Raw genomic sequence first — 19,141 nt, 5'->3', positions numbered from 1 at the left:
ATCCCACGGGTTCAAGAGAGCGACAACGTGAAGCTCTGACATCTCAGACAGGGATTGCTGCCCCCCGTTTGATCACCCATACGTTCGGGCAAGATCCCGCAGTTCATCGAGCGCATCTTCAACGTCGGGAACAATCGCACCGCAAACGCGTGCTCCGCGGTCACAGGCTCCCAATCGCAAAAGGTCTTCGAAATCGGGCGACTCCCGCAGCCGCTGATAGGCTCGATGTCCAATGGTTCGGTCACGAATCTTGTGAACGTCCATGTGATGTTCAATCAGCCAGGCGGTTCGGGGGGTGATGTGCCCCTCAAGAGCTTCGAGACCCGCTTCGACGTGATTGTTTTTGTCGAGCCCCTTACCGATGTCATGCAAGAGTGCTGCGAGTTGGAACTCTTCGTCGTAAGGCAGCTCGTCACGCGCCAGGACATAGCATTGTAGCAGATGATAGAGAACGTCCCCTTCGGGATGGTAGTACTCATCCTGCATCACAGTTTCCAGAGGAATCAGCAACGAGCGATAAACCTGGAAGCGATCAATCGCTTCATCTGCGGTTGCCAGTTCGACTTCGAGGTCGGCATCGGGATATTCGCTGCGTAGAAATTGCTCGAATTCCGGTAGTGTCGCACGCTCCATTGCCTTGCCGGTAATCGAGCTTTTGAACACGAAACTCGATTTATCCGGTGAATACACCGTCAATTCGATTGGAAACCGTTCACGGATATGAACGTGAGTGAAGAGCTGTTCCTCGCCGTTTTTCCGGACCCGCTTTCTCTCAACCTCGTAGTCCATTCCCTCCGCATCCAGACTGCCCGTCACGGTGTCGATGCTGCTGGCGAAGACATGGATATCAATGTCGGACCCCTGCCGGACGTGTCCGGTCAAAGTGCTACCGATCACTTTAGGGCGACAATGGGACAACAGCCGCATGATTCTGAGGGCTTCGACTCTCATTTCCCTCAGTCGTTCAAACCTTCCGTTCCCTTCGAACAGCGTGGCCATTCGCTGAATTTCGTCGCGAATCTCCGCGTTCGTGGGGAGTTCTGAGGGTTTGACCCAGCCCCGACAGATTCGTCGGGCCGCTTTGAGCTTCGCCCTGTAGTACTCGGATTCGTTCCGCGAGTACATCAAACGGGCCGCTTCAACGATGATACCCCGTCTCAGCTTTTCGTCAGTCATTTGAAGATGTGCCGGATATATCAGCCGATCAGATCAGTCACCGACGACGAAATGTCGCATGCGTGGCCGATCTTAGCGCAAGAGAGACGAGCCCATCAAAGCCGACACCAGGCTCGTCCAGCTGGTCTGAATTCTAAACCTCACCGCAGAGCCGTCAAGATGGATTCAGATTCACGTTGACCCTGAAAACCGACTGCTGCTACAAGCCACACAATTACAGATCATCTTCGCGTCAAGCGTTGATTCGGCAAGCAAATCTGGTGGCCCATCCCCTGGAAACGGCTGAGTGAAGCGTTTCGAGAATGGCCAGCAGATTTGCCTCGACCGCCGCATCATCGACATCGGCGATCTGTGAAGGATTTGCACGTAGTACAGGAACTGCTCGCGGAAGCCGAGGGCTTCAGCACATGCCGGGCGATCATCCGAATCATTCATCGTCAATTGCGGACTTTCTCTATGAATAAAACCAATACCGTGACGGTGCACTTGATGGCCTGGGCCATGGCGATCACCCCTGCCAGTTTGGGCATTCTGTTTCACACGGGGGTGCGATCGATTCCGTTGTCGATCGAAGTTCCCTCCCAGCCCGCTTTAGCCTTCCATCAGTACGCCGTCGACTTGCGGAAGATTCATCCCACCGCAGAAGTCCCTGCGACATTCGTCTTTCAGAATCGGGGAACGGAGCCGGTACGAATCACCGCGATGGAACCGAGTTGCGGGTGCCTTACGCCGTTGCTGCAGGGTGATTCCGACAAGGTCATTCCCCCCGGGGAACAGGGACGGATCATTGTCAGGATGCAACCCGCGAATACCACTGTCGGTCCGCACGAATACACGGTCGATGTGAAATATACCGATCCCGAGCCAAGGGAAACGCGGTTGACGCTGAAACTGGAGATTCCTCCTGCGACACTGACAGTCTCGCCTCCGGCTCTGATCGTCTATCACCCCAAGGGGTCAGAGCCCACGACCTATGACTTCACTGTGACCGACGGACGTGGCTCGATGTTCGACATTGAGGAACTCATCGTGAACAGTGATCTCGTCGAAGCTGCGATTGGCGAGACTTCACGAACACCGACGGGCAAATTTCAGCACACAGTCCGCGTTTCGATTGCTGGCGAACTGCCACCAGCCCGGACCCAGATCCTCCTGAGAATTAGAACCACGGACCCGGACTTTCCGGAACTGCGCGTTCCGCTCATGCTTCAGGGGCCCCCCCAGTCGACAGCCGACGCCAGCGCATCGGGGCTTGACCACGATCATCAGTGAGACCTGACGGTCAGCTTCTGAATACAATCGGAGGTTCCCTGGCAACGCACGCTCGGAAACATTCCCTGCGATCGTTTGACCTCGGGCCTTTCGATTCGCAATTTGATCTCGGTCAGTAGTGCTTCGCGACATCTCGCGGGGGCAAGCGTGCAGGAGCCCCCGTTACTACCCTTGAAATCTAAGCAAAACTCTGTCGAGGATCTTCCGACAGTTCCGCTACGACGCAGCCCCGCGCGGTGAGGCACGATGAACCTTTCCGTCCCGCCCGACTCTGGGCACCCATCCTCAATCCTGAACGGCAGGGCGAATCGAAGTCCGTCGTCGTGACTGGGTCGATCGATTTATTCCTGGTCGCGGCCAGTAACGTTATTCATCTTGGAATCTCACGAACCTGCGATCGGTTTCGAACGGATGGCGTTTAGGGTATCTTCGTCGCCCATCCAGGTGCCTCTCTCTTTTGGGCCATTTCGAACCTCTGTCATCGTAAATTGGAGAGTCCTTATGGACATGACCGCGCTCGTCGACCTGATGAGCAACCTGATCTATCCGATGCAGGGTATCGCGGCCGTATATGGAATCTTTCTGGTTGTGCTGATCTTTCGTCGGATCAATCAGAAGAAATTCCGCTCCGAGGCAATAGCAGACGAATTCCTGAATCAGGTGAATGAACATCTCAAAAATCGAGAGTTCGATGAAGTTGTGACCTTGTGCGACTCGCCGCCCTACTGGTCCAAGGCTGTTCCGCAACTCATTCTCATTGCGATGGCAAACCGGCAGTGGCACCCCGCCAAACTGCGGCAGGCAATGAGTGAAACATTCGAACGCGAAGTGCTGACAGAACTGGACTATCAGATGTCCTGGGTCAATACCGTGGTAAAGACCGCTCCCATGCTCGGATTGCAGGGAACCGTGCTGGGGATGATCGCGGCATTCGGAAAGATTGCCGGTAAACAGGCGACAGGTGTGAATCCGGCCAGCCTCGCGAACGACATCAGCTTTGCACTGATTACCACGGCCGTCGGTCTGATGATCGCAATTCCCCTCGTGATGTGTATGGCGTCCATGCAGGTTCGGATTGGCCGATTGACAGACAGCGTTCAACACCAGATTGGCAAATTCCTTGACCAACTTGAACTCGTCTCATCCAGACGGAAGTAAATTCGTCGCACGGGATGCAGCTTCGGAAAAGACCTCTTTCGTGGCTGCAGGAGTCAATCCCCGTGTGGAAATCTGCCCGTCGATCGCTCTCTTCACGTGAATCTCCAGCAAGGTGTCCGACATGGCAAAGCGCAGCCTGTTTACGAATGGAGGATCGTTCGGCGGAGGGCGCAAAATTGCCGACGGGGAAATGGACATCACTCCCATGATCGACGTGACGTTCCTCCTGCTCATCTTTTTCATGGTCGCCTCCACCATGCAGGGGACGCCCGATATTGATGTACCACCCGCGGAACATACCGTGGGCGTCGATTCGTCGGGCACCGCGGTGCTCACGATTTTTGCTCCATCGAGTTCCGCCGATTCGCCCCGCATCGTCCTTGGCGATGGACAGGGACCGGAAGCAGATCTGAATGAAGTGCGCCGATACGTCGAAGAGAACATGCGGGACGGGAAAAAGAAGTTTGTCCTCAAAGCGGAAGGAGACGTTCTGCACGGACTCGTCGACGAGGTGGCTCAAACAATCAAAGGAGTCGAAGGGGCCGAACTCTACATGGGTGTGGGAGACAAACCAGATGAGTGACCCGGTCAGTTCGCCGAAACCTACCGGACACGAAATACGATTCGCTCATCGGTGCGAACGTGAAGTCGAATGCGAACCGCTACCCGAAACTGCTAACTTATTGAACGGCACCTTTTCCTAACGCTCTTCTACCGGTCGCTTCTATGCCGATTCGTTTCCGATGCACGCACTGTCAGGGATTGATGGCGATTTCCAGCCGGAAGGCCGGTGCGGTTGTGGAATGCCCGACATGCGGCGAGCAGACCCAGGTCCCCGAGCAGGACATCTTCACTCCAGCCGCGCCGAAACAAATTCCGCAGGCCGACAACGAGCCCGACGTAGTTCCCGCTACCAACAAACCCGAGCACGCGGCACGAAAGTCAGACGAACCGGTCTCAAACGATCGGAACGGAGAGGAGCTTGAGAGCGAGGAAGAAGAATGGACAGGTCCGTCGGATCTCCCCTTGGACGCGAATCCGGAACTGGTTTCGGAGACGCCGATACCTGCGCAGTCTTCCGATCCTCCGTTCTCGTTCGACAAAAGCCATGATGCCCCCAAAGAGGACCAGGTTTACGACGAGTATGATGAAGACGAGGAAGACGAAGAGCAGCGATACGCGCCGCTGTCGATCCGTCGGCGTAGTCGAGGTGATGAGGAAATGGACCTGACACCGATGGTCGATGTCACGTTTCAATTGCTGATCTTCTTCATGGTTTCAGCGTCGTTCAGTCTGCAAAAAAGCATCGAAGTCCCGCTCCCTGACCCCGACCAGCAGGGTGCAAGCCAGCAGGTTCAGATCATGGAAGACCTGTTGGGGACATCGATCATCGTCAAAATCGATGACAGCAATACGATCTGGATCGATGACGAACCGCTGGGGGACGCAGCGCAACTGGCAGAAACCCTGCGCGACAAAATGCGCAAGGAACAAAAAACCGAACTCCTGGTGACGGCCGATTCCCAATCCCAGCATCGTCACGTGATCGCGGTCATTGACGCAGCAAATGAAGTCGGAATGCAGAAAATCAGAATGACATCGCGAAAGAAAGCAGACTGAGGGTATTCAGCCCCTGTTACGCTGAAACCCGAACGCCAACCCCTATTTCCTTGATGAATGTCAAAATGGCTTCACTGAAACTTCAACGGAACGATGGTTCGACAGAGTCATTCGAGTTGTCTCGTTCGCAGCCTTTGACAATCGGGCGTCAGCCATTCAACGACATCTGTATCTCCGATGCCGATATTGCCGCGATGCATTGCAGGGTCAGTTGGAACAAGACCGGTTTTGAAGTGACCGCAGCCACCGGGAACGGGGTCGAAGTCAACTCGAAGAAGGTGGCGCATCTGACTCTCAAGTCGGGCGATGTCATACAGTTGGGTGAGAGTCGTATCGTTTACGATGATCCACATTCGGCGCAGGTTCCTGCCCCCGAACTCCCACCGCCGCCACCACCCGCAACCAGTCGCAAGCGTGACCGAAAGACGCAGCGCGAGGAGCCACCGGAGGATCTTTCCCTGTTCGAGGGGCCGGTGATCACTGAATCACAGGCCATGATCGATTCGCTCTTTGGCGACGAGGATGAGAATGAGGATGATTTCCTTGACGTTCCCCGGGAAAAATCAAAAAAGCAGGCTAAGTCCGCGGGGACGCTGTTTGATCGGCCGCCCGTCCGCCCAGGAGAACAGGAGGTACTCAAATCTCCGCTGGTCCTGGCTCTGGCCGGGGGAGGACTGGCGCTGCTGCTCATCACAGGAATCTTCTGGTTCCTGATGGCCCGGGAACAGACCAATCGCATGTATGACCGTGCCGTTGCTGAAATGAACGACGGTCAGTATTCGCAGGCGATCGCCAGTTTTGAGCGGTTTATTGAGAAGCACCCTCGACATGCACTGCGACGGCAGGCCGAGCGCGGATTGGCAAAGTCTCAAATCCAGAAAGAGATCTCTGGCGCGGTCCCTTCGTGGGAAAAGGGCCTTGCGCGTTTAAACGAGATGATCAGAGCACATCGGAATGATTCCGACTTCTCGACGCTGCATTCCACACTGTTTCAGTATGCAGAACAGATTGCACTGGGATCCGCTAAGACGGCAGAGACGAGCCACAATCCGGACCTGCTAGTGCTGTCTAAAGATGCGCAGGATCTGCTTGAGCGGTATTCCGATCCGGCAGCGCCACCCACCGGAACAGTGGCGCGCATCGTCGAGCAACGGGGCAGGGCCAAGAATGCGATTGAAAAGCAGCGAACGTTCGACACAGCCATGGCTGCGATCGACGCCGCGATTGCAGATAAAAAGCCGATGGTCGCACTTTCGGAACGCGAACGGCTCGTCAGGTCCTTCCCTGATTTCAAGAACGTCAGACGAGTCAAGGATGCACAGCAGAAGGCGCTCGATCTGGAGAAATCATTGATCGCCACCGATGAGACAGAACGCGCCGCAGAAACCACGGACGAGCCGCGCTGGTCTCCTGAACCCGTGCTCGCCGTGTCACACTCCCGGTCCCGGATGGATGACCAGACGACCGGAAGAATCGTGTTTGTCACGGCCAAGGATTCTTGCTACGCCATCGACCCGGCGACCGGAGAATTAGTCTGGCGGCGAGTCGTCGGTTTCCTGACCCCGTTCTTTCCGATCGTCTCGCAGGGATCGCAATCACTTGTCGTCCTGTTTGATACTCGCAGCAACACTCTGCAGGCATGTCAAATTGCAACCGGTGAACTGGTGTGGAAACAGCCGCTGAATGCCCCGATGATTGGAAAGCCTTTGATCCATGAGGGACAGCTCTACTGTTCCCTCCGCGGTAACAAACTGGTGAGGATCGAAGTCGAAACAGGACGCCTCTCCGCGACCGTCTCGTTCTCGCAAAACCTGGCAACTCCTCCCGTGCTGTCAAGAGACGGTAACCACCTGCTCGTACCGGGCGAGATTGCGATGATCTATTCGCTTTCGGTGCACACGACCTCGTCCAAACCCGCGCTGTCAGCCACAGCAACCACCTTCACCGATCACTCAGGCGGCTCTGTAACAGCCCCTCCGTTAATGATGGGGGACTTATTACTGATCTGTGAGAACGACCGCGCGGAAAGCACGAGGCTGAGATTATGGAACGCAAGCCAGCCGGGCGACTCTCTCGTCGAACTCAACTCGACCCGAATCAATGGCCAGGTCAGGGATACTCCGGTGCTTCGCGGTAATCAGCTCGTCGTTCCCTCTTCGGGAGAACAGTTCGCCGCGTTCGCCGTTTCTGATGAACCGGGTCATCAGGGAATTGTGTCTGTCGGTGAATACCGGGCGGACACCAGTGCGAAATCCCATCAGGTTGCTTCCCCCCTGTTTGTGGCATTGGGCCCCGACAATCAATTCTGGTCTGCGGGGTCGGCATTTCGCCGATTTGAAATCACCGGCAACGCAATCCGCATGGATTCCAACTTCGCAGCACCAGGGATCGCTTCACAACCTCTGCAAGCAATTGGGGAACAGTTCTTCGTCGCACGAAAGTCTCGCTACAGCGAAGCAGTCACCTTTTCCGCGTTCGAACGGGAACGTCTGACAAGCCCCTGGCGATGCATCCTGGGGGACGGCCCTTTGACGATGGTGTCAACTCGCGATGGCGGCCTGATCTCTGTCGGAGAAAGCGGGACTGTTTACAACATCGGGAAAACGAGGCTGGCGCAGGGGGGAATTGAACTGAAGTCCGGAACGGACCTGAATCTGCCCGCGAACATCAGCCATCCCCTACGAGCAACGGTCCTGCACGACCAGCGCATCGCCATCATCGCTGCAGGCGAAACTGTCCAGATGCACGTTCTCAACGCATCGGGCCAGTTAGTCGAAAGCCACAAACTGGATGAGATTCCTCAGACAGATCCCGTTCAATTAAACGACGGAATCGTGGTCCCACTTCCTTCCCGCCTGAAGCTGCTGTCCGGTAACCGCAAGGCCGCGCAGGATCTAATTCTGCCCGTCGGGGAATCGGACGAACATCGGTGGACTCATCTCGTTCGGATCAGCGATACCGAACTCATCGCGATTGACGGGAAGGGGCGCCTGACGAGGGTTCAGTTTCGAACAGGTGACATTCCTCATCTTGCAAGCGCCGCGGAACTCCAACTGGATCATCCTGTGGACGTCATGCCCCTTGTGCGAGGTGAGTCACTGTACGTGGCTGATGCACAAGGCAGCCTCAAGCAACTCAGTACGCGTTCGTTCGATGTCGACAGTCAGATCAGTCTTCCGGCACCGATCCGACAACTTTGGGAAGTGGGACAGTCAATTGTCGTGCGTGCAGGAGACCAGACACTACGGTCACTGTCCCAGGGGAAGACACTCACCCCAGAATGGACGTATCCACTGGAACATCTTGAGCCGGTCGGTCCCGCATTGCTCGTGGGCGACCAACTATGGCTTGGCTGTCGTAACGGGACCGTCCTCGTGCTTGATCCCCGGACCGGCACCGAACTGCGACGATTCGATCTGCCCCAAGGCCTGTCGATTGGACTGCGTCAGGTACAGGAGACGCTCTACGCCGTCGCTGCAGACGGAACACTTTACCGCCTCAACTAGCACGGGCCCACGTTTACTCGCTCCCAGTCACCGGCCGCCAGTTCTTCATGCGAGCAGTTTGTCGACGACCTGGCCATGCACGTCAGTCAATCGATAATTCCGCCCTTGGAACTTGTATGTCAGGTTGAGGTGATTGATCCCTAACAGATGCAGCATTGTTGCATGCAGGTCGTGCACGTGGATCTTGTCTTCGGTGACGTAATATCCAATCTCGTCGGTGGCACCGATCGTCTGACCGGTCTTAATACCTCCCCCCGCGAGCCACATGGTAAAAGCTTCCACATGGTGGTCACGCCCCTTCAGATCCCGTGGTTCTCCCTGGGGCGTTCGACCGAACTCTCCTCCCCATACCACGATTGTTTCATCAAGCAAACCACGCCGCTTCAGGTCATAGACGAGAGCTGCGGATGCTTGATCAACTTCCTTGCATCGCTCATCGAGCGACGTTCCGAGTTCCGTTCCCACGTTACCGTGGTGATCCCAGTCAGTATGGTAAAGCTGGACGAACCGAACGCCGCGCTCGACCAGGCGCCGTGCCAGCAGACAGTTATTGGCGAAGGAGTGTTTCCCCGGTTCCGCCCCATACCGCTCCAGGGTCTCTTTCGTCTCTCCGGAAAGATCCATCAAATCAGGGGCACTGGTTTGCATGCGATACGCCATCTCATACGAGGCAATGCGTGTGGCGATTTCCGAATCCTGCGTAAACTCGTGGCGAATTCCGTTGAGATCGTTCACCGCACTAATGAAATCGCGCTGCTGAACGGAACTCATTCCGGGCGGATTGCCCAGATTCAAGATCGGCTCTTTCCCGGAGCGCAGGGGAACGCCCTGGTACTTGGTGGGAAGGAATCCGCTGGACCACAGGGGAGCCCCGCCGCGAGGTCCGCGAGGTCCCGACTGTAACACCATGAAGCCCGGAAGATTTTGCGATTCGCTTCCGATTCCGTAGGTCACCCACGCACCCATGCTGGGTCGGCCCATGAACTGGGGCGATCCCGTGTTCATGAAGAGCTTTGCGGGGCCATGATTAAAGACGTCCGTCGACATTGAGCGGACGATGCAAATATCGTCTGAGACGGTCGCGAGATGGGGAAGGCAATCACTGATGACGGCCCCTGACTCTCCATATCGACCGAATTTGCGATCGGTCCCCAAGAGTGCCGCGTCTGGCTTGATGAAGGCAAATCGCTTCCCTTTGACGTATGACTCGGGAATGACCTGCCCATTGAGCTCCTGCAATTTGGGCTTGGGATCAAACAGTTCTAGCTGACTGGGACCACCTGCCATAAACAGGAAAATGACGGACTTTGCTTTTGCCGGGTGATGTCGATCGCGACCGCCATATCCCGATGGTTGGGGCTCTGCAGAGGCTTCGCGACCAGAGCCCATCAAACCGCTCAGTGCCATCCCCCCCAGTCCCACCCGACAGTCTCGAAAGAAGTGACGGCGAGTCGATTCTCGCAGCAGCAGTTCTTCGAAGTGCATTGCGTCCGCCATCTGGATTTCTCCTCAACTCGTCATGCGGGATCACGGGAAATGTTATAATACGTTATTCAGCCCACAATTCACGACACTTCTGGAAGAAAAATCATGACGACTCAAAGTGCAGAACAACTCCGAGCAAAACGCTGCCTGCCGTGCGAAGGAGGCGTTCCCAAGCTGACAAACGTTGAAGCGCAAGCACAACTCACCCGGCTCTCGGGCTGGTCGCTCACGGCCGACGGCAAACGAATTCGCAAGGCCTGGACCGTGAAGAACTTTCTGGCGGGCATGCGCTTCTTCAACAAGGTTGCAGAGATCGCAGAAGCAGAAGGGCATCATCCCGATCTGCATATTGCCGGTTATCGGAATGTGACCATCGAGATCTGGACTCACGCCATCGACGGCCTGTCAGAGAACGATTTTATTCTGGCAGCAAAGATTGACGAGTTGCCTGTCGAACTTAAGTCCTGACGACTCACACTGCTGGTGATGCCGGAACCGGAACTCACATGGAATCATCCATTCAGAAAACCCATCCGATCGCGTTTGTAAACTGGCACCGCGGCACATTGTTTCCGTGTCCGTCAGTTCTGTGAAAGCATCTTCATCACTTGCGATGAGGATAATTGGAGGGGGACCAGCCCATAACCCGTTTGAAGATGGAGGAAAATACGAAGGGGTTCTTGTAGCCAACGCGAACGGCGATGGATTCGACCGTAGAACTTCGTTCTGACAGCAACTCCGCCGCTTTCCGCATTCGCAACCAGATCAGTTGTTGCCGCGGAGTGCGACCGAGTTCCCTGAGGCACAGACGCTGTAGTTGCTTCTCGCTGAGATGCACGATTTCTGCCATCTGTGTGACGGTCCACGATTGGTCCAGTGATGCTGCGACCTGTTCCCAGAGTTGCCAGATTCGGGCGTCCAGTCGCGTTGGAACTGCAAACCGCAGAACGTAGTGGTTCACCAGATCGATCCATCGTCCAACGACAGTCTGATCCGAGGGTGGAGTGTTGCTATCCGATAAGGTAATGCTCTGTCGCGACAGGCACTCGTGATAGAGTCCCAGAATCGCCAGACGCAACCCTTCCGGATCGAACTCGGTCAAGACGGGTGAGTGTGCCGAGATCAATGGCTGTTGACCGGCACGTTCCTGATAACGAACCCAGCAAAAGTCCCACACTCGGCCTGGTGTCGTGTGAAACGCCTGAAGCGTGCCAGGTGGCAGCAGTACTGCCTGCCCCGGCCCGCAATCCGTCCAACGACCGTCGACGAGAACTCGACCTTCCCCGCCAAAACAGGCAAGGAAATAACTTCCGGACAACCGTGTCCTCACGATTTGAAACGGAGAAGCCATTTTGGCCACGGCTAAATGTCGGATTCGATATCGCTGCAGCTCAGGACATATGGGCGATTCTGACAGCCATTCCCGAGAATCGTCGGTATCTGCCCGAACGACGTAAACCAAGGCACCCGCAGGCCGAATGTCGGTTTCCGATAGCTTTTGGTCGGATCGACTCATGGCGATTTGACTTGAAAACGGTATGATAGAGCGTCGACCAATGTCGATGCGATTCGAGCGCAAATGAGACAGAAAGCGGAAGGATGAACGTGGTTTGCAAACGACAATTACAGTGGCTGATGGCTGTCATCCTGATCAGCAGCATCTTTGTTGCTCCCTCTGGACTATTCGCGCAATCGCCTGACCGAATCGATTTCGGACGCCAGATTCAGCCGATTCTGGCAAAACGGTGCTTCGCTTGCCATGGACCGGATACTGCCGAGGCGGACCTGAGACTAAACGACAAACACGCGGTCTTCAAAAAGTTGCCTTCTGGAGCTCAGCCGATCGTCGCTGGACAGCCGGACGAGAGTGAAATTCTTCGGAGAATCACTGCCACGGATGATTCGCTCCGCATGCCCCCCGAAGGTCCACCGCTGACTGTCGAACAGATTGAACTGCTGACCGCCTGGATCGCCCAAGGTGCTGACTGGAAAGAGCACTGGGCCTTTCTTCCCCTGCAGTCGACGCCCCCTCCCGAAGTGAAAAACTCGGAATGGGTCAAGAACCCGATTGATGCGTTCATACTCCATAAACTCGAGCAGGCAGGACTGAAGCCCGCTCCGGAAGCCGAAAAATTCGCGATGATCCGTCGTTTGACATACGACTTGACCGGGCTTCCTCCAACGGGAGAAGAAATTCAGTCATTCATTTCAGACAAGTCCGCGAACGCCTACGAAAAGCTCGTCGATCGACTGCTCGCATCAGAGCGTTATGGCGAGCACTGGGCCAGGCACTGGCTGGATGTCGTCCGCTATGCCGACACCAACAGCTTCGAGCGAGACGGGCCCAAGCCCAATGCCTGGCGTTATCGCGACTACGTCATTCGCGCATTCAATAGCGATAAACCATACGACCAGTTCGTACGTGAACAACTGGCGGGAGACGAGTTGCCCGACGCAGGATCCGATGGCTTGATCGCTACGGGTTTCTACCGGCTCGGCCAATGGGACGACGAACCGGCCGATCGACTTCTGGCAGTCTTCGATGGATTCGATGACATCATCACCACGACCGCGCAAGGCTTCCTCGGCTTGACGGTGAACTGCGCTCGCTGTCACGACCACAAGATCGACCCGATTCCGCAGCAGGACTATTACAGCTTCCTCTCGTTCTTCCAGGGGATCGCGCCCAACGGCTATCCCAATCCCAATGTCGAGCGGCCAATCTTCCGCGACGAGGCCGCAAAGCAGGATTATCTGGCAGCGGTGAAAGAGCACCAGGCACAACTCGACCAGATCCAGGCGTCAATCACAAAGATCGAACAAGAGTTTCGGGGGAAGCTGAATTCGCAGACGACTGGCCAGCAATCACCCGATCTCGATGATCTGGAGTACCGCTTTTACCGTGACACGTGGGAGAAATTGCCCGACTTTGATTTGCTGAAACCTGAAACGACTGGCAAGCTGGAGCAGGGCTTCTTCGACATTACGCCAGCGTCACGTGAATTCTCGTTCGGATTCGTGTTTAAAGGGATTTTGAAGGTCCCCGCAGACGGCGAGTATACTTTCACTCTGGATTCCGACGACGGTTCACGCCTTTCGATCCAGGGGCAGGAAGTTCTGCTGCATGATGGGATCCACGGTACAGGAAATCCCCAGAAGCGAACGATCGAACTCAAGAAAGGACGTACTCCGGTTCGCCTGGACTATTTCCAGGGACCGACCGGCGCCAAAGAGCTGATTGTAAAGTGGTCAGGTCCTGGCTTTACCAACCGTTACCTGTCGGCGATCAGCAATGATGCTTCACTCGGGGAAACGGCTCCGACGAAGCAGCGAGACTTCAAGAGCTTGATCACGAGTCAGGGACCGACCCTCCTGGGTGAAAAACGCTACTTGGAATATACGGAACTCTTGAAGCAGTTGGAACAGAAGAAGAATCAAAAGGTCAACGTGGACATGGCGCTTTGTGTGACCGAAGTCGGTCCCACGCCACCTGAGACGATGCTGCTGAAGCGGGGAAACCCGCAGTCTCCCGGGGACAAAGTGGTTCCGGCCTATCTTTCCGCCCTTGGTGGCGGCGATGCTCGGATCCCCGAGCCTTCTGCCGGTGCGACGAGTTCCGGACGAAGACTCGCTCTGGCAAACTGGATCACTGCACCGGACAACCGTCTGGCAGCCCGCGTGATGGTCAATCGGATCTGGCAGCATCTGTTCGGACGCGGCATCGTCCGCTCACCGAACAATTTTGGATTGCTCGGCGATCCCCCGACTCACCCCGAATTGCTCGACTGGCTCGCGATCGAATTCACGCGCGGTGCCGATGCCGATGGAGCAGGGGCCACTCGCACGATTCCCGGCGCACCCTGGTCGATCAAGCGATTGCAGAAGTTGATCGTCATGTCGAACACTTATCGCATGTCGTCACGAGCACCACATCGCTCTGCAGAGACATCGTCACAGGAGAGTGCAACCAACGGCCCCAATCCGCTGGAGGTCGACCCACTGAACAATCTCTTCTGGCGGCACGATATGCGGCGCCTGGGTGCAGAAGAAATCCGCGATACGATCCTCGCCGTGAGCGGGAAACTCAATCTCAAGATGTACGGACCGGGAGTTTTTCCCAAAATCAGCGACGAAGTCAAAGCGGGACAGTCCGTCCCGGGAGCAGGGTGGAACGAATCATCAGAGGAAGACCAATCCCGCAGAAGCGTCTACGTCCAGGTGAAACGCTCACTGATTCTCCCCATCCTCTCTGACTTCGACGTAGCCGATACGGACACCAGTTGCGCAGCGCGATTCACCACAACCCAGCCGACGCAGGCACTCGGGATGCTGAATGGGGAATTCCTGAATCAACAGGCGGTCGTGTTTGCGGCGCGATTGAAGGATGAGAAAGGGACCGAACTGAAGCAACAGGTGATCCAGGCCTATCGCATCGCGCTCAATCGAGAGCCCGACCCGGTTATGGTTGACCGCGGTATCCAACTGATCCATGACCTTAAGACCAAACACGGATTGTCTGCGGACAAGGCACTGGAACAGTTTTGTCTGATGACACTGAATCTGAACGAGTCGATCTACCTCGACTGATGTTGAAATCCATGTTGACGAGTCGCTGACCTGGCTTCATGAGCTTCAGTCAGATTCGTCCGCCTCAAACCGGCATACAGCTCTAGATGATCAGGAAGAAAACGATGTCCAACTCTAACTTCTGCGGACGAACGCGGCGCGAGTTTCTCTGGCAGTCCGGTGCAGGTTTCGCGGGAACCGCCCTCTCTGGGATGCTTCAGTGTGATCGCTTCGGACTGTCTCAGGTGCATGCGGCTGGCATCACCGGGCACCAGAATCCGTTAGCGCCTAAGGATCCCCACTTCGCCCCCAAAGCGAAGAATGTGATCTTTCTTTTCATGTATGGTGGTCCGAGCCACATTGACACGTTTGATTACAAACCGGCCATGAAGGGCCGTGACAACCAGACCATTGAAGTGAAAACTTTCGGACGCGGTGGTCACAAAAATCAGGGCCGCATCGTCGAACCACGCTGGGATTTCCACCAGTACGGCCAGTGCGGCAAATGGGTCAGTGATCTGTTCCCTCATCTGGCCACCTGCGTCGACGACATCGCGTTTCTGCACTCCATGACTGCGGACTCGCCCATCCACGGTTCCGCCATGCTCATGATGAATTCAGGAAAGATTACCTCCGGTAGTCCGTGCCTGGGCTCCTGGGTCAACTACGGGCTGGGCAGCGTCAATGAGAACCTGCCGGGATTCGTCGTTATGCTCGATCCGTCCGGGGGTCCAATCAGCGGAGCAAAGAACTGGTCGAGCGGATATATGCCCGCGACCTATCAGGGAACAATTCTTCGCTCAAAGGGGTCACCCATCATCGACCTCAACACCCCCGCAGGCACAACACGGGCGATGCAGCGGGAACTTCTGGACACGTTAAAAGATCTCAACACGGAACACGCAGCGACGCGTTCAGACAATTCCGAATTGGCCGCGCGCATCAACAGCTATGAGTTGGCCTTTAAGATGCAACAGCACGCGCCGGAGGCTGTCGACTTCTCACAGGAGACCGAAGAAACGCAGCGAATGTATGGAATCGACAAGCCGCGAACGCAGGATTTCGGCCGACGTTGCCTGCTGGCGCGTCGACTGGTTGAGCGGGGTGTCCGGTTCATCCAGTTGTATTCCGGCGGTAGCCATAACGACGCGAACTGGGATGCCCACAGCGATATGGAAAAGAACCACAATTTCCACGCGGGCAATACGGATCAACCTATCGCAGCGCTGCTTAAAGACCTGAAGCAGCGTGGAATGCTGAAGGACACCCTGGTGATCTGGGGTGGAGAGTTCGGTCGGCAACCAACAGCAGAGTACGCGATGGGAACAGGGCGCGACCACAACGCGTATGGATTCACGATGTGGATGGCCGGGGGAGGTGTCAAAGGAGGAGTCAGCGTCGGCACGACCGATGAACTTGGCTCGGCTGCGGTGGAATCGCCGATGCACGTGAAGCGGCTTCACGCCACCGTGCTGCATCAGATGGGTCTCGATCCGAACGGCCTGTCCTACTACTTCGGCGGACTCGACCAGAAGCTCGTTGGTGTGGAGCATGTCGAACCGATCAAGGAAATTATCTGATCCGTCGAGATGAGAAGACGTCCTGGACCATCTAACAGGAAAGGGCAGGGCAAAGGCGATATGAGCCTCTGATCCTGCCCTTTTTGATGGCGCCTCACTTGCGCCGGTTGGCAAGTCGAGCTTATTTGGTTTTCTGTTTTGCCTTCACGGCTTCCCAGTGTTTGCGAATAATTTCGGCGGCCTCATCAGTGGCTGAGAGCTTCTTTTGAAGTTCAGAGTTCGTCATCGGCTTGTCTGCTGGCATCGCAGGTGCCCCGTCGGGGACGGGGGGAGTATACGACGGTAACACCGCCGTATCAGCGCTGGAATAGTGCGAGCCGACGTCAGCCAGCCAGTCTGCGATCTCCGTTTCAGAGATCTTTTCTTCAAACTTCCTGACAGATTGCTTCGCCTTCGGCTTCACAGGGACTTGCAGCAACGTCGAACCGATCCTGAGAACATCTCCCTCTCGAAGCAGGGTCGGCCCTTTGATTGGCGCGTCGTTAACAAGCGTTCCGTTCTGACTTCCCAGATCTGTCACCAGAATTCCTTCAGGTGTATTTTTCAGGACGCAGTGTTTGCGGCTGACGAGTGCAGAACCGATACGCAAGTCGCAGTCGTCGTCCCGTCCCACCACCATTTGCTTGGAAGGCAGGACAAGGCGCTTCCCCTGGAGCTTGCCCGACTGAATGACGAGTTCTGACATTCTTCTCAACCTCTCTCAGATATCGAGGGCGATTCAGCACCTCGAGCATTGGCAGGCAATCGACAGCAGGGGCCTTGGCGAAATTTTATTCTGGTACCGTTGTCGGTTCGCTAAATTGTGGCATCCCGTGTTTCGCCCCTTCTGGAGGGAATTCAAACGAAAATAGTTGCCACAGTCACAGACAAGCAGAATCGAATCAGCCCCCTTTGTGTCTTGAAGCCCGGATTTTGTCCAGATGGCTTTTAAAACCGGGGATCCGAAGGTGGTAAGCGCGTAAGATTCAATTGGATTTAACGGGTCATTGTACGAACCGGCCCGATGACTCAGGTGACGCGATATTCGCACATTGTTCGACATCAGAATGACGACAAGACATCGAACATCAGAAGGTTGGACGCGTCCACCGATCTCGAGGCTCACCTCGCCAGCGAACCTTAACTGGAAAGATTGAGCTATCGCCTTTCGTCGGTTTAATGACGACTGCGTCCGGGTTTCTTCTATTACCGGGACACCAGCGCGGTCGTGAAGTTCCGAGGGCTGATTCATCGCTATTGCATCGCAACGATCGGCTTCATCAATCAAGACAGGATTGATTGCGACATCGAGGTTCGGCAACTGAGACCAGCGATCAGAAATCACGTTTTCACTCGTCAGTTTTCCAGGCCTGCATCGAGAACGAAGCGAAGGGAGGTGGCTTGGCCTTAACGGTAGTCTATCACGTACTTAGAGATTCCATTGTGGAATCGGCAACGCTGAGTTGTCTTCCTGATTCCAGTATTCCGTCGCTCATCAGGGATGACAAGCTGACTTGATAAGTGAACATCAATCAACTGATACCCCAAATCTTCTTATAACGCAACGTCGTGCTCTCCGTGATCACGTTCCTTCGGCGATGCGAACAGAGTGAATCAAAGACCAGTCACGGCCGTACTACTCATTCAGAAAAGTCGCACCATCAGTTTCGGAATAGAAATCTGCCGGCGACCTGGGACGATACTCGGGGAGGATGCGAGCACAGTTAATCTTTCGCCCGCAATCCCGTCGCTCGCGCGACACCTGTCAACATTTCGTGTTTTCTTCGACCGGCTTTTACGAAGCCACACGAAGGACTGCTCCCCCCGGGCACAGCAGATCCATTTGCGACGGGCCCATTCTTCAGGTCGTCCCCTCGTCAGAAAGGTGTCGTCACGTTGCGCACTGAGACAGATTGGTGACACTTGCGTACGATTCCAGAAAGTCACACCGTTCTGAATCGTGGGGTCTATCATGCGAGAAATCATTCGGCCAACGATCCTGATGTGCCCACCCGACTACTACGGGATTGAGTACGAGATCAATCCATGGATGAATCGAGACACGCCCAGCGACTCAGCCCGCTCCATGCAGCAGTGGCAGACGTTGCACGATCTGCTGCGCGAACTCAACGTGAAGATCTGTCTGATGGATCCAGTCAAGGGCCTTCCCGACCTGGTTTTTACCGCGAATGCGGGTCTGGTCTGGAAGAACAAGATATTCCTTGCAACCTTTCGACATCCCGCACGTCAGGGCGAAACACCGATCGACAACGCCTGGTTCACCGCGAATGGATTCGAGACCATCACGTTGCCGGTTGGGCTGAACTTTGAAGGAGCAGGCGACGCTCTTTTCTGCGGAGACACGTTGTACGGCGGATACCTTGTTCGCAGTGATGCTTCTTCCATCCAGTGGCTGGGATCGGAATTGAATTGCCGCGCCATCCCGCTGCAACTGGTCGATGATCGCTTCTATCATCTGGATACGTGTTTTTGTCCCCTCGATGCGACGTCTGCGATTTACTTTCCTCACGCATTCGATGACTACGCCCGCCGTGCACTTCAGCAGATCCCACTCCTGATTGAAGTCAACGAAAAGGAAGCCGCGAGGTTCGCCTGTAATGCCGTCGTCGTTGGAAGGCATGTCGTTCTGAATGAGGGTTGCCCTCTGTTGGAGGCCAGCCTGTCAAAGCACGGCTTCATTCCCCATAGCACACCGCTGGACGAGTTTCTCAAAGCGGGTGGAAGCGCAAAATGTTTGACACTGCGACTGGATGGAGAAGAGGCCGCGACCTAGCCCTG

At 55.6% G+C, this 19,141-nt stretch carries 13 protein-coding genes; 9 read left to right on the top strand and 4 right to left on the bottom strand.

Features of this window, described 5'->3' with window-relative positions; all coding sequences use genetic code 11:
* Positions 1-72: 72 nt before the first annotated feature.
* Positions 73-1,176: an HD domain-containing protein gene (locus ACGY09_RS25130; protein WP_397569918.1), complete on the bottom strand. Its 1,104-nt coding sequence runs from the start codon at positions 1,174-1,176 to the stop codon at positions 73-75.
* 456 nt (positions 1,177-1,632) lie between these two features.
* Here ACGY09_RS25130 and ACGY09_RS25125 point away from each other — a divergent pair, with 456 nt between their 5' ends.
* The 5 genes from ACGY09_RS25125 to ACGY09_RS25105 all read left to right on the top strand — a co-directional run bounded on the left by ACGY09_RS25125 (position 1,633) and on the right by ACGY09_RS25105 (position 8,732).
* Positions 1,633-2,448 carry a DUF1573 domain-containing protein gene (locus tag ACGY09_RS25125; protein WP_373652224.1) on the top strand — a complete coding sequence of 272 codons (816 nt, stop codon included), beginning with the start codon at positions 1,633-1,635 and terminating at the stop codon, positions 2,446-2,448.
* Between the two features lie 501 nt (positions 2,449-2,949).
* On the top strand, positions 2,950-3,606 hold the full coding sequence (locus ACGY09_RS25120; protein ID WP_373652225.1) for a MotA/TolQ/ExbB proton channel family protein: 657 nt from the start codon (positions 2,950-2,952) through the stop codon (positions 3,604-3,606).
* 121 nt (positions 3,607-3,727) lie between these two features.
* Positions 3,728-4,189: an ExbD/TolR family protein gene (locus ACGY09_RS25115; RefSeq protein ID WP_373652226.1), complete on the top strand. Its 462-nt coding sequence runs from the start codon at positions 3,728-3,730 to the stop codon at positions 4,187-4,189.
* A gap of 182 nt (positions 4,190-4,371) precedes the next feature.
* Entirely contained in the window at positions 4,372-5,226 is an 855-nt protein-coding gene (locus ACGY09_RS25110; RefSeq protein ID WP_397569917.1) for an ExbD/TolR family protein, read from the top strand.
* A 65-nt stretch (positions 5,227-5,291) separates the two neighbouring features.
* Positions 5,292-8,732: a PQQ-binding-like beta-propeller repeat protein gene (locus tag ACGY09_RS25105; protein WP_397569916.1), complete on the top strand. Its 3,441-nt coding sequence runs from the start codon at positions 5,292-5,294 to the stop codon at positions 8,730-8,732.
* Positions 8,733-8,777: 45 nt separating this feature from the next.
* Here the strand turns inward: ACGY09_RS25105 and ACGY09_RS25100 are convergent, their stop codons facing one another.
* Positions 8,778-10,229, bottom strand: coding sequence for a DUF1501 domain-containing protein (locus ACGY09_RS25100; protein ID WP_397569915.1), 1,452 nt, complete (start codon positions 10,227-10,229; stop codon positions 8,778-8,780).
* A gap of 93 nt (positions 10,230-10,322) precedes the next feature.
* On the opposite strand from ACGY09_RS25100, the gene ACGY09_RS25095 reads away from it, so the two are divergent.
* Positions 10,323-10,685, top strand: a complete 363-nt coding sequence (locus ACGY09_RS25095; RefSeq protein WP_397569914.1) for a 4a-hydroxytetrahydrobiopterin dehydratase — start codon at positions 10,323-10,325, stop codon at positions 10,683-10,685.
* A 136-nt stretch (positions 10,686-10,821) separates the two neighbouring features.
* Here ACGY09_RS25095 and ACGY09_RS25090 read toward each other — a convergent pair whose 3' ends face one another.
* Complete coding sequence (locus ACGY09_RS25090; protein ID WP_397569913.1) at positions 10,822-11,733, bottom strand: helix-turn-helix domain-containing protein; 912 nt, start codon at positions 11,731-11,733, stop codon at positions 10,822-10,824.
* Positions 11,734-11,816: 83 nt separating this feature from the next.
* Between ACGY09_RS25090 and ACGY09_RS25085 the strand changes: the two genes are divergently transcribed.
* On the top strand, positions 11,817-14,804 hold the full coding sequence (locus ACGY09_RS25085) for a DUF1549 domain-containing protein (RefSeq protein WP_397569912.1): 2,988 nt from the start codon (positions 11,817-11,819) through the stop codon (positions 14,802-14,804).
* 104 nt (positions 14,805-14,908) lie between these two features.
* Positions 14,909-16,363 carry a DUF1501 domain-containing protein gene (locus tag ACGY09_RS25080; RefSeq protein ID WP_397569911.1) on the top strand — a complete coding sequence of 485 codons (1,455 nt, stop codon included), beginning with the start codon at positions 14,909-14,911 and terminating at the stop codon, positions 16,361-16,363.
* Between the two features lie 121 nt (positions 16,364-16,484).
* Here ACGY09_RS25080 and ACGY09_RS25075 read toward each other — a convergent pair whose 3' ends face one another.
* Positions 16,485-17,048, bottom strand: coding sequence for an FHA domain-containing protein (locus ACGY09_RS25075; RefSeq protein ID WP_373652234.1), 564 nt, complete (start codon positions 17,046-17,048; stop codon positions 16,485-16,487).
* A gap of 1,266 nt (positions 17,049-18,314) precedes the next feature.
* On the opposite strand from ACGY09_RS25075, the gene ACGY09_RS25070 reads away from it, so the two are divergent.
* Positions 18,315-19,136 carry a dimethylarginine dimethylaminohydrolase family protein gene (locus ACGY09_RS25070; RefSeq protein WP_397569910.1) on the top strand — a complete coding sequence of 274 codons (822 nt, stop codon included), beginning with the start codon at positions 18,315-18,317 and terminating at the stop codon, positions 19,134-19,136.
* Positions 19,137-19,141 lie beyond the last annotated feature (5 nt).

Origin of the sequence: Schlesneria sphaerica, from assembly GCF_044336245.1 — a bacterium.
In the GTDB taxonomy this organism is placed as follows: Bacteria; Planctomycetota; Planctomycetia; order Planctomycetales; family Planctomycetaceae; genus Schlesneria; species Schlesneria sphaerica.
The sequence above is the reverse complement of the archived record's forward strand: the minus strand, read 5'-3'. Positions and strand labels throughout refer to the sequence as shown.

Excerpts from the sequence above, each read along its gene's own strand:
- ACGY09_RS25100 (WP_397569915.1), bottom strand. The coding sequence starts at position 10,229 with ATGGCGGACGCAATGCACTTCGAAGAACTGCTGCTGCGAGAATCGACT.
- ACGY09_RS25110 (WP_397569917.1), top strand. The coding sequence starts at position 4,372 with ATGGCGATTTCCAGCCGGAAGGCCGGTGCGGTTGTGGAATGCCCGACA.
- ACGY09_RS25115 (WP_373652226.1), top strand. The coding sequence starts at position 3,728 with ATGGCAAAGCGCAGCCTGTTTACGAATGGAGGATCGTTCGGCGGAGGG.
- ACGY09_RS25085 (WP_397569912.1), top strand. The coding sequence starts at position 11,817 with ATGAACGTGGTTTGCAAACGACAATTACAGTGGCTGATGGCTGTCATC.
- ACGY09_RS25080 (WP_397569911.1), top strand. The coding sequence starts at position 14,909 with ATGTCCAACTCTAACTTCTGCGGACGAACGCGGCGCGAGTTTCTCTGG.
- ACGY09_RS25095 (WP_397569914.1), top strand. The coding sequence starts at position 10,323 with ATGACGACTCAAAGTGCAGAACAACTCCGAGCAAAACGCTGCCTGCCG.
- ACGY09_RS25070 (WP_397569910.1), top strand. The coding sequence starts at position 18,315 with ATGCGAGAAATCATTCGGCCAACGATCCTGATGTGCCCACCCGACTAC.
- ACGY09_RS25125 (WP_373652224.1), top strand. The coding sequence starts at position 1,633 with ATGAATAAAACCAATACCGTGACGGTGCACTTGATGGCCTGGGCCATG.
- ACGY09_RS25105 (WP_397569916.1), top strand. The coding sequence starts at position 5,292 with ATGGCTTCACTGAAACTTCAACGGAACGATGGTTCGACAGAGTCATTC.
- ACGY09_RS25075 (WP_373652234.1), bottom strand. The coding sequence starts at position 17,048 with ATGTCAGAACTCGTCATTCAGTCGGGCAAGCTCCAGGGGAAGCGCCTT.
- ACGY09_RS25120 (WP_373652225.1), top strand. The coding sequence starts at position 2,950 with ATGGACATGACCGCGCTCGTCGACCTGATGAGCAACCTGATCTATCCG.
- ACGY09_RS25130 (WP_397569918.1), bottom strand. The coding sequence starts at position 1,176 with ATGACTGACGAAAAGCTGAGACGGGGTATCATCGTTGAAGCGGCCCGT.
- ACGY09_RS25090 (WP_397569913.1), bottom strand. The coding sequence starts at position 11,733 with ATGAGTCGATCCGACCAAAAGCTATCGGAAACCGACATTCGGCCTGCG.